The 9,032-nt window shown below is 67.8% G+C and carries 8 protein-coding genes; 1 reads left to right on the top strand and 7 read right to left on the bottom strand.

Annotated elements, in window-relative coordinates; translation table 11 throughout:
* The 7 genes from A5651_RS21985 to A5651_RS21955 all read right to left on the bottom strand — a co-directional run.
* The coding region (locus A5651_RS21985) for an ATP-binding cassette domain-containing protein (protein ID WP_156663111.1) at positions 1–215 on the bottom strand (215 nt) is incomplete at its 3' end.
* 188 nt (positions 216–403) lie between these two features.
* Positions 404–796, bottom strand: coding sequence for a 50S ribosomal protein L7/L12 (rplL, locus tag A5651_RS21980; RefSeq protein WP_066986003.1), 393 nt, complete (start codon positions 794–796; stop codon positions 404–406).
* Positions 797–860: 64 nt separating this feature from the next.
* Positions 861–1,388 carry a 50S ribosomal protein L10 gene (gene rplJ / locus A5651_RS21975; RefSeq protein ID WP_066986001.1) on the bottom strand — a complete coding sequence of 176 codons (528 nt, stop codon included), beginning with the start codon at positions 1,386–1,388 and terminating at the stop codon, positions 861–863.
* A gap of 268 nt (positions 1,389–1,656) precedes the next feature.
* A complete protein-coding gene (locus A5651_RS21970; protein WP_066985998.1) occupies positions 1,657–2,562 on the bottom strand; it encodes an ROK family protein in 906 nt (301 codons plus the stop codon).
* Positions 2,562–3,176, bottom strand: a complete 615-nt coding sequence (locus A5651_RS21965) for a malonyl CoA-ACP transacylase (protein WP_066985996.1) — start codon at positions 3,174–3,176, stop codon at positions 2,562–2,564. Before A5651_RS21965 ends, A5651_RS21970 begins: the two co-directional genes overlap by 1 nt.
* On the bottom strand, positions 3,173–7,396 hold the full coding sequence (locus A5651_RS21960; protein ID WP_231988785.1) for an NEW3 domain-containing protein: 4,224 nt from the start codon (positions 7,394–7,396) through the stop codon (positions 3,173–3,175). The genes A5651_RS21965 and A5651_RS21960 overlap by 4 nt, the downstream gene beginning before the upstream one ends.
* Positions 7,397–7,436: 40 nt before the next feature.
* Positions 7,437–8,204, bottom strand: coding sequence for an endonuclease/exonuclease/phosphatase family protein (locus tag A5651_RS21955; RefSeq protein ID WP_066986031.1), 768 nt, complete (start codon positions 8,202–8,204; stop codon positions 7,437–7,439).
* A gap of 45 nt (positions 8,205–8,249) precedes the next feature.
* Between A5651_RS21955 and A5651_RS21950 the strand changes: the two genes are divergently transcribed.
* Positions 8,250–8,786, top strand: coding sequence for a nucleotidyltransferase (locus tag A5651_RS21950; protein WP_066985993.1), 537 nt, complete (start codon positions 8,250–8,252; stop codon positions 8,784–8,786).
* Positions 8,787–9,032: the final 246 nt, after the last annotated feature.

The raw sequence follows: 9,032 nt of genomic DNA, 5'->3' as shown, positions 1-9,032 counted from the left end.
GAGCACTCGATGATGTTGGTGCCGTCGACGATGATCTTGCCGCGCTCGGGGCGCAGCAGCCCGATCAGCGACTTCAAAAACACCGACTTACCGGTACCCGACGGGCCGAGCAGCACGCTGACCTCGCCCGGCGGCAGGTCGAAGGTGACGTCCTCCCAGATTCGCTGGGGGCCGAAGGACTTGGTGAGTCCCTCGATCTGAATGCCAATGCCCACGGGAGATCCTTCCGCCGAGATGTTCTGCTGCCACACGCCTCCCGCTTGTGGCTTGAGTCACTGTAGCTTACGACCTCTGTCCGGCGACACTTGTCGGAGGTCACATCTCGGCTCCGACCAGCACTGACGGCAAAAATCACTGTGGGGCTGATCTGTTAACCAGATCAGCCCCACAGTGGACAGTGAAACTACTTGACGGTGACCGTCGCGCCTGCGGCCTCGAGCTTGGCCTTGGCTTCGTCGGCGGCCTCCTTGGCGACCTTCTCGAGCAGCGGCTTGGGAGCGCTGTCGACCAGATCCTTGGCCTCCTTCAGGCCGAGGCCGGAGACGATCTCGCGGACGACCTTGATGACGCCGATCTTCTTGTCGCCCGCGGCCTCGAGGATGACGTCGAACTCCGACTGCTCCTCGGCGGCCTCGGCGGGCGCGCCCGCGGCGGCACCGGGGGCGGCCGCAACGGCGACCGGAGCGGCGGCCGTGACGTCGAAGGTCTCCTCGAACGCCTTCACGAACTCGGAGAGCTCGAGCAGGGTCAATTCCTTGAACGCGTCGAGCAGTTCGTCAGTGGACAGCTTTGCCATGGTGTTGGTCCTTCCTTATTTCTTCAATGGCTTGGTGTGGGTGGGATTCGGTAACGGGCCGCCTCTACGCGGCCTCTTCGTTGGCCTTCTTCTCCTGCAGTGCGGCAGCCAGTCGTGCGACCTGCGCCGCGGGCGCCTGGAACAGCGCGGCTGCCTGGCTGGTCTTGGCCTTCATCGCGCCGGCCAGCTTGGCCAGCAGCACCTCGCGGGATTCGAGATCGGCGATCTTGTCGATCTCGGAGACGGACAGCGGGCGTCCGTCCATGTAGCCGCCCTTGACGACCAGCGCCTTGTTCTCTTTGGAGAACTTCTTGATCGCCTTGGCCGCATCGACCGCCTCGCCCTTGACGAACGCGATCGCGGTGGGGCCGACGAACAGCTCGTCGAGGCCTTCGATACCGGCCTCCGCCGCGGCGCGCTTGACCAGCGTGTTCTTGGCGACGGTGTAGGTAGCGGAGTCACCGAGCGAGCGGCGCAGGTCCTTGAGGTTGGCTACCGTCAGTCCGCGGTATTCGGTGACGAGCGTCGCCGTCGCCTCCTTGAACTGCTCGGCGATGTCGGCAACCGCGGTGGCCTTGTCAGCCTTGGCCATGCATGCCTCCTCGTGGTTGGTCGACCGGCAGCGCGAGAGAGCAGATCTGGGCCCGGAAATGACGAACGCCCCGACGCAGATGGTCGGGGCGCGCTGATACACGACGAGCCTCGTCCTCCTGCGTGGGCCGCCGGGACAATCCCGGACCTTCAACCGATTTCTCGGTGACCGACGGTCTTTGGTGGAACTGGTCAAGGGTAGCCGATCCCCCGCCGATCAGCCAAAACCGAGCGATTCGGGCGTGATTTCCCGCGCTGAGCGCGGGTTATCACACCGAAATCACCAGGGCCGCCGCGCCGACCAGGCCTGCGTTGGGCAGTTCTGCCGGCACCACCGCAAGCTCGCGGAGGAAGCTGAGGCCCGTGTGCTCGGCGAGCTTTTCCCGGAGCGGGTCGAACAGCAACGCCCCGGACTTCGCCACTCCCCCGCCGACGACAACCCGGTCGAGGTCGCACACCGCCGCGACCGACGCGATCATCGCCGCGACGGCCGTCGCTCCTCGGCGGAACGCCCGCTGCGCGATCGGGTCGCCGGCGTTAGCGGCCTCGGCGAGCTCTTTGGCGTCGGCCTCCGGCGGCGCCTCCCAGCCGTGGACCCGGGCCCAACGCGCCATGTTCGGGCCCGACGCGATCGTCTCGACGCAGCCGCGGCCGCCGCACGTGCAGGCCGCTCCGCCGGGGTCGACGACGACGTGGCCGACGTGCCCGGCATTGCCGGTGCGGCCGTCGTAAGGCGCACCGTCGAGCACAAGACCGCCGCCGACGCCCGTCGACACCACAATGCCGAGCATGAAGTCGGCGCCACAACCCGCGCCGCGCCACCGCTCACCCATCGCCATGCACAACCCGTCGCCGCCCAGCCGCACCGGCGCGCCCACCGTCTCCGTCACCCGATCGACAATCGGAAAGCTTTGCCACTGCGTGATATTGATCGGGCTGACGGTGCCCGACGGCAGGTCGATCGGTCCTGCCGACGCGATCCCGACGCCGCGCACCCGACCGCCGGCGGCCGCAACCGCCTCGGTGACGAGTGAGTCGACCACCGCCCACACCGCCTCGGCGTCGCCGTCGGGCGTCGGCAGCTGCGCGTGGTGGCCGACCTCACCCTCGACGGAGACCGCTGCGACGGCGATCTTCGTGCCGCCGATGTCGATAGCCAGTGCCGGGCCGGTCATCAGTGTCGGTGGGTGTTGTCGGGCTGACGCGGGTCGCCGGGATGCTCGTAACCGGGCTCGAGCCGAACCAGCTCGGCCCGTCGCGCATCGAGCCACAGCCGAAACGCGCGCCTCCGCGCGGCGTCCCGCAGATGCTCCACGATCAACGGTCGAACGGCTTCCAGCGGCGGGGCATCGAATGCCGCAGCGCGCCAACCATTTCCGGCATCCGTCGGCGCCGCGAAACGCCACGGGTTGCGGGCGTGATAGTCGACCACCTCGGAGTCGACGACGTCGACGGCCGCGGTGACGTAGGCGAACATCGCCCTGGCAAGCGGGTCAGCCAGGGCCGCCGCAGCGACGCTGCCGATCTCCAGGCGTGCCGAATCATCCGGCAGCAGTTCGTCTTCGGCGGGTGCGTCTTCGGCGGTCAGCCCGACGGCTGCTGCCTCGCCGGCGATCACCCGCTCAGTCACCAGAACCTGTGTCAGCCAACGCCTCAACTGTCTGCCCTCGCTGGTGCCCGCCCGCGGCAGCGCCGCGGCCGGGATGGCGCTGCGCAGCTGCGCCTCCCGCGCGTCGACGTCGGCAACCGTCACGCCGGCGCCGGCGACTGTAGCAGCGAAAGCCGTCATCGGACCGTCACCCTCACCGCGGGCGAGTACAGCAGCCGTCCGGCGCAACCCACCCGCACCAGTGCCCACCATTCCCCGGGCTGCACCCACGGCGGAGGCGCGACTTCGAAGCCGATCTCGACGGGCTCACCCGGTGACAGCACCGCGCCTTGCACCGCGGGCCTGATCCACTCCCACGTCCCCCACGGGCTGATCAGGTGCGCCTCGCACGCCAGCGCGGCCCCCGCCGCCGTCGCGACCGTCACCGCCAGCCGGGAGATGTCACCCGCCCGCACGTCGATATCGGTGGGATCGCTGAAGAGATAGATGATTTCGTTGTTTTCCCGCGGTGTGCCAATCGATACCGTCGCGACGTCTTCGACGACCTGCCGCCACGACGCGGGCATCGACTCCGCGCCGTCACCCGTGATCACCAACTGCGCCCGGATCGGATACAAGCCGGGCTGGATGTCGCGCGGCACCGTCAAGGCGATGTCGGCCTCCAGATGTTCGCTGCTGGGCAACACGAACGGCAGCCGGGCGGGGCTGGCGGTCCAGCCGTCCGGACACACCAGCCGCACGATGCCGTGCAACACCGCATCGGTGCAGTCGCTGGCCGCGGTGAGCCGCAGCACGATCTCGTCGCCGGGGTCGGCGGCAGTGGCCAGCGGGTGCAGATGCGCGACGGCCGGCAGCCCACCGAGCGGTGCGGGCCCGCGGTTGTGCAGCCAGTAGCGCGCGTACAAGGGTTGGGCCGCCTCGACTTCCGGCGCCAGCACGGTGTGGTCGGCTTCCAGCACCTGCGGCATATTGAGCCGACTCAACACGGTGGCGATCTCGTAGCCGTGCAGGCTCAGGTCGTCGTCGTGCAGCAGCGGCTGCTCCAGAAGGTCGCCGCGCGCGGCATGCGACATACTGCGCAGCCCCGATGTGATCTCGACATCAGCGGCGGTGCCCGACGTTTCGACGAGCCGCAGGGCCACCGCGGCCTTGGGGTCGACGGGGCGGGCGCTTCCGGATGACAGCGGGTTTCCTGCCGCCTTCAACGCTGCCAATTGAACGACCCCTGCGGGCTCGATCTCCATCAACGAACCCCAACTAGGCAAACCGCCTGTGGCGCTGTCGTTTCCGGCGACGGCCAACAGCGGATGGGAGAACTCCGCGCTGCGAGTCGGCACGCCGGCCGATCGCCAGTCGCCGTCGCCGGAGACCAGTGCGTAGTCGAAGGTGTGGGTCCAGTGCTGCAGCTGGAAGCTCGTGCCGTCGGGCGCGGCGCGGCGAGGCTGTGGGTCCATCCACACCCCCGACGGCCACCCGGTGCAGGACCGCATCAGCGACGAGTGCAGCGTGCCCTCGGTGTCGACGGCGAACCCGGGCACCCCGCGATTGAGCACTGCGACGGTGCGCTGCTCGAACGGCTCGATATCGCAGTGCACCTGTTGGCTTACCGTGATTTCGCCGTCGCCCAGGTCATCGACCACCGACGCGATAGCATCGTCACCGCCCGCGACGATGAGCACCGGCAACGCGCGCACGCCACGCAGATCCGCACCCGGCCGCCACGTCTGCGCCAGCGGCGCCACCGCAGGCACCCACACCCTGGCGGCCCCGCCGGCATACAGCTGGCGCTTGAGCTCGTCGGTGTAGGCGGGGTCGGCTTCGGCGAGAACCGCTGCGGTGAACGGGTTCTGCTCCGGCCCACCGAGGGCGATCCGCGCGTCCGGAAGGTTCGAGTCGACGACGAGATCTCCGTAGCGGTGCTTGTCGGCGCTGCTGCACGTGGCCGTGACGCCCGTGCGAACCAGCGCCACCATCAGGTCGCGCGGCAGCGCAGCCGAGTCGCCCTCGGTCGGCGTCACCACCTCGGCCACCGACACCGCCCGCACGCACGCGCCGTTCGTGCTGCCGTCACTGACGCACACGCGCGCCGCGGACGACAGCCCGAACCATCCGTAGGCCGGATTGTCCAATGTGTAGGGATGTTTCGCGGTGTCGACCGATTTGCTCGTGCCCGGTTCGTGCAGCAGCGCGAAACCGCGGCCGATCACCGCGTCGCCGACTTCACTCACCGGCATAGCGCCCGGCACCGGACACGGCCAGCGCAGCCGCAGCAGCTTGTCCTCGCCGGTGAACTGGTCGATCACCGTGCTGCAGTCCACCCGCGCAACGCCGCGCCATAGCGTCACTGTCTGCGTGTAGCGCAGCACCGAGCCGATCCGCCCGCGCACCATCACGCGCTCACCCACCGGCGACCGGTAACACTGCAGGTATTCCGCTGGAGCACTGGATGACACGGCGATCGGACCCTTTGGCAGCAGGTGCCATGGTCCCTCGCCGGCCTCCGGATGTGCGGGGTACTCGTCGTATACCGCCAACTCGTTGCCGAGCCTTCCCTCGGCCAGAACCTCGCGGCCGTCGTCGGTCAGCGAGGACACCGCCCCGCCGCGCAGCGGATCGACCTGCACGCGGTAACGCTCGTTGCCGATAGCGCTGCCGTCCACCGGCGTCCAACTGATGGCCGGTCCCGCCTCGAGCCGGTAGGCGCGCCAGCCCAGCGACGGGATGTCGCGGGCCAGCCAGGTGACCGATTGTCCGCCGTGCTCGACCACTGCGTCGACCTCGTGACCATCGCCGTCGAACACCCGCACACCATCACCGAGCGGCTCGTCGAGCCGTGCCGTCACCACGTCGCTGCGCTTGTGCGCCAACGAGTTCCACACCACAATCGATCCCTCGACCGCACGGGAGATCAGGGTCAGCGCATTGTCGCGGGCCGCACAGCCCAGCTCCCACGCGTCGCGCCACCCGGTCAGCAGGTCGAGGTACACCTGGTCTGATTCTGACCCGGTGATCGCGTCGTGATGTGCGCCGTAGGCCAGCTGCACCCACGCTTTCTCCAGCGCGGCCTGCGGATAGCCGGCGCCGCCGAGCAACCCGGCGAAGACCGCGAACCGCTCCCCGTCGAGCACCGCGTTCTCGGCATCCCGGTTGGCTTGCTTGGTGTCGATATACGAGACGTCCTTGCCGGTGTAGATCGGGTTCATGTCCCGGGTCTGCGGCGACGGCGTGCTCCCCCGGGCATTCAGCTCGGCCCGCACCGACGCGAAGAACTCGCTCGGCAGTCCGCAGACGAACCGCGGCCAGGTGTAGCGCGCGTTCCAGTCGCGGTGGATTTCGGTCACCCACTTGTTCGGCGGCGTGTAGTCGGTGCCGACCGGCAGCAGCACATTGCGGGTCAGCGCCACCTTTTTCAGCGTCGAAAACAGTTCGTAGGTGGCGGTTTCGGCTTCCTGCAGGCTCGCCGACGAGTCCATCCACCAACCGGCGGAATAGTGCGCGGGCATGTAGTGGGTCAGCAGGCCGCGGCCCGATGGCGAGATCCACTCGAACTCGCTGGAGAACTGCATCCGCTGCGGGTCGCCCTGATTCTGCATCGGCCCCCACTGATGGTGCGGCCCCCGTGCCCATGAGCTCGACGTCAACCCAGCATCGGCGGCCATCCCGGGGAATTGCGGGTCATGCCCGAACGCGTCGAGCTGCCATGCCGTCGCAGGCTCGGCGCCCATCACCCCACGCTGAAAGCCGATGCCTGCGACGAAGTTTCGGATCGTCGTCTCTGGCCCGGTCAGATTGGTATTTGGTTCGTTGTAGGTGCCCCCCATGATCTCGACGCGACCGTCTGCGATGAACCGGCGCAGGTCAGCACGGTCCTGCGGATGGGTATCCCAGTAGGGCTTGAGATAGTCGACCTCGGCGAGCACGAACTTGTATTCCGGTTCCCTGCGTGCCATTTCGAGGTGTGCGGCAACGAGATTGAACCCGTTGGTCTGCCGGCATCGGCCGGGCGGTTCCTCGGTCCACAGGCTGGTGTAGGCGGCCTGGGTGTTCCACCACACCGGGTCGTAGTGGAAGTGGCTCACCATGAACATCGTCCAGCCGGGCTCGGCGACGACGAACTCGAAGTCGACGGCTACATCATCGGCTATGTCATCGGCTGAGTCCCCGCACAGTACCCGCGCGGCGCGCCGCTCCCCGGGTGCGCCGTCGCGCACCTCGACGGGCACCTCGGCCACACCGCCGGTCGGGGGGGCGCGCGGCGGCCGGGGCGTGGACAGGCCGTCGCCCTGCACGACGATCGGCGACCCGCCGCCGGTGTGGGTGACCCGCACGATTTGCAGCGGCGCCTCCGGCGGCCCTACGAACAGGTCCGTCGATTCAGCGGAGGTCACGCCGAACGCCACGACCGCCACCCTACGTAGTCGCGGACGAAAACCGAGGTACTCAAGGCCGGGAAACGTCGACGACGAGCGCGCGGTGATCCGACACCGGCAACTCGACGACGTCGGCGTGGGCGACCTGCAGCCTCGGATCGTCGGTGAGGATGTGGTCGAGCTGCCGATACGGTTCGTCGGCGGGAAACGTCGGGCCCGTGCCGAGCGCGCGCATGCCGACCCAGCGCCGGGTTCGCGGCGGCGTCATGTTGAGGTCGCCCATCAGCACGTGCGGCCCGGGAAACCCGCGCAGGTCCCTCACGAGCCGACGCAGCTGCACCCGATTCCAGCCGGGCACGAACGACAGATGCGTATTGGCGACGGTCATCGACCCCAGCGGTGTGTCCAGCTCCGCGACCATCGCTGCGCGCGGCTCCTCGTTGACCACCATCACCCTGTTGGGCCCGCGCAGATACATCGGAAACGGCATTGGTATGCGCGGCAGCCGAACCACCTGCCAGCTGTGCACAGGGTAGCGAGACAGCAGCGCTATCCCGTAGGCCGCGGTGCCCGGCTGTTCGCGTCCGGTGGCCGCCATCCACGTCGCGCCCGGCGTGCCGGCGATGGCTGCGACGAACCGGTGCGTGACGGCACCCATGGCCTGGGCCGCCACGGCGGTCAGGTCGGCCATCGCCGACCGGGGCTGATCACAGTCGACCTCCTGCAACGCCAGGACGTCGGCATCGAGCCGACGCACCGATTCGGCGAAGCGATCGAGTTCGACGGCGCCGTCGTGCACGCTGCGTCCGTGCAAGATGTTGAAGGTGGCCATCCGCATCTGCATGGGTACTACGTACCCACAGTGATAAAACCCGAGACGAACATGCATCTGCGCGATGCGCTCAAGCGCGGGGCCTCCGCACTCAAGGCGCACGGTCCCGACTTCGCGCTGGGCGGTAGCTATGCGCTGTGGGTATACGGCGGCCCCGAACCGGTACACGACGTCGATTTCGTGGTCGCCCAAGAGGACACCGAGATCGCCGCGCTCACCTTGGAAAAAGCCGGTTTTCGTATCGAACGGACGCCGGAGGACTGGCTGTTCAAGGCGTGTGTCGGTGAGGAATTCGTCATCGATGTGCTGCACCAGCTCAACGGAGTGCCGGTGGAAGCAGAGACGATCGCGTCATCCGAGGAGATCGACGTGCTCGCGATCCGGATGCGGGTGCTTCCGCCGACGAAAGTGCTCACCGAGAAACTGAATTCGCTCAACGAACACCGCTGTGATTTCACGACGCTCATTCCTGTTGTTCGCGCGGTTCGCGAGCAGATTGACTGGGAACGGCTGCGTGCCGACACCACTGAAAATGACTTCGCGGTGGCGTTTCTGGTGCTCACCGACCGGCTGGGGATCACCATCTGAGGTGAGCATTGTCACAGTTGGTCAACGCCGCAGCGCCGTTTCGTTGCCACAGCGTCGAGTGCTATTGGGCCACAATTCATTTCGAGCAGCAGCTGACATAGCGTTCATGGCGTGCCGCCTGCAATCTCGGCCGCGGAGTGCCACAATGGGAACATCATGACGAGTGAACGCAAAACGCCCGCGGGGCGCGCGTGGTCTGACCCCTTGTCGATGGGGTTCGAGGCGCATCGCCGACTGCTGCTGCTG

Source organism: Mycobacterium sp. 1274761.0 (assembly GCF_001668615.1).
Classification (GTDB): Bacteria; Actinomycetota; Actinomycetes; order Mycobacteriales; family Mycobacteriaceae; genus Mycobacterium.
This window is presented reverse-complemented; position numbering and strand designations above follow the sequence as displayed.

Coding starts and splice junctions, on each gene's coding strand:
- rplL (WP_066986003.1), bottom strand. CDS start 796: ATGGCAAAGCTGTCCACTGACGAACTGCTCGACGCGTTCAAGGAATTG.
- A5651_RS21970 (WP_066985998.1), bottom strand. CDS start 2,562: ATGACCGGCCCGGCACTGGCTATCGACATCGGCGGCACGAAGATCGCC.
- A5651_RS21955 (WP_066986031.1), bottom strand. CDS start 8,204: ATGCGGATGGCCACCTTCAACATCTTGCACGGACGCAGCGTGCACGAC.
- rplJ (WP_066986001.1), bottom strand. CDS start 1,388: ATGGCCAAGGCTGACAAGGCCACCGCGGTTGCCGACATCGCCGAGCAG.
- A5651_RS21965 (WP_066985996.1), bottom strand. CDS start 3,176: ATGACGGCTTTCGCTGCTACAGTCGCCGGCGCCGGCGTGACGGTTGCC.
- A5651_RS21950 (WP_066985993.1), top strand. CDS start 8,250: ATGCATCTGCGCGATGCGCTCAAGCGCGGGGCCTCCGCACTCAAGGCG.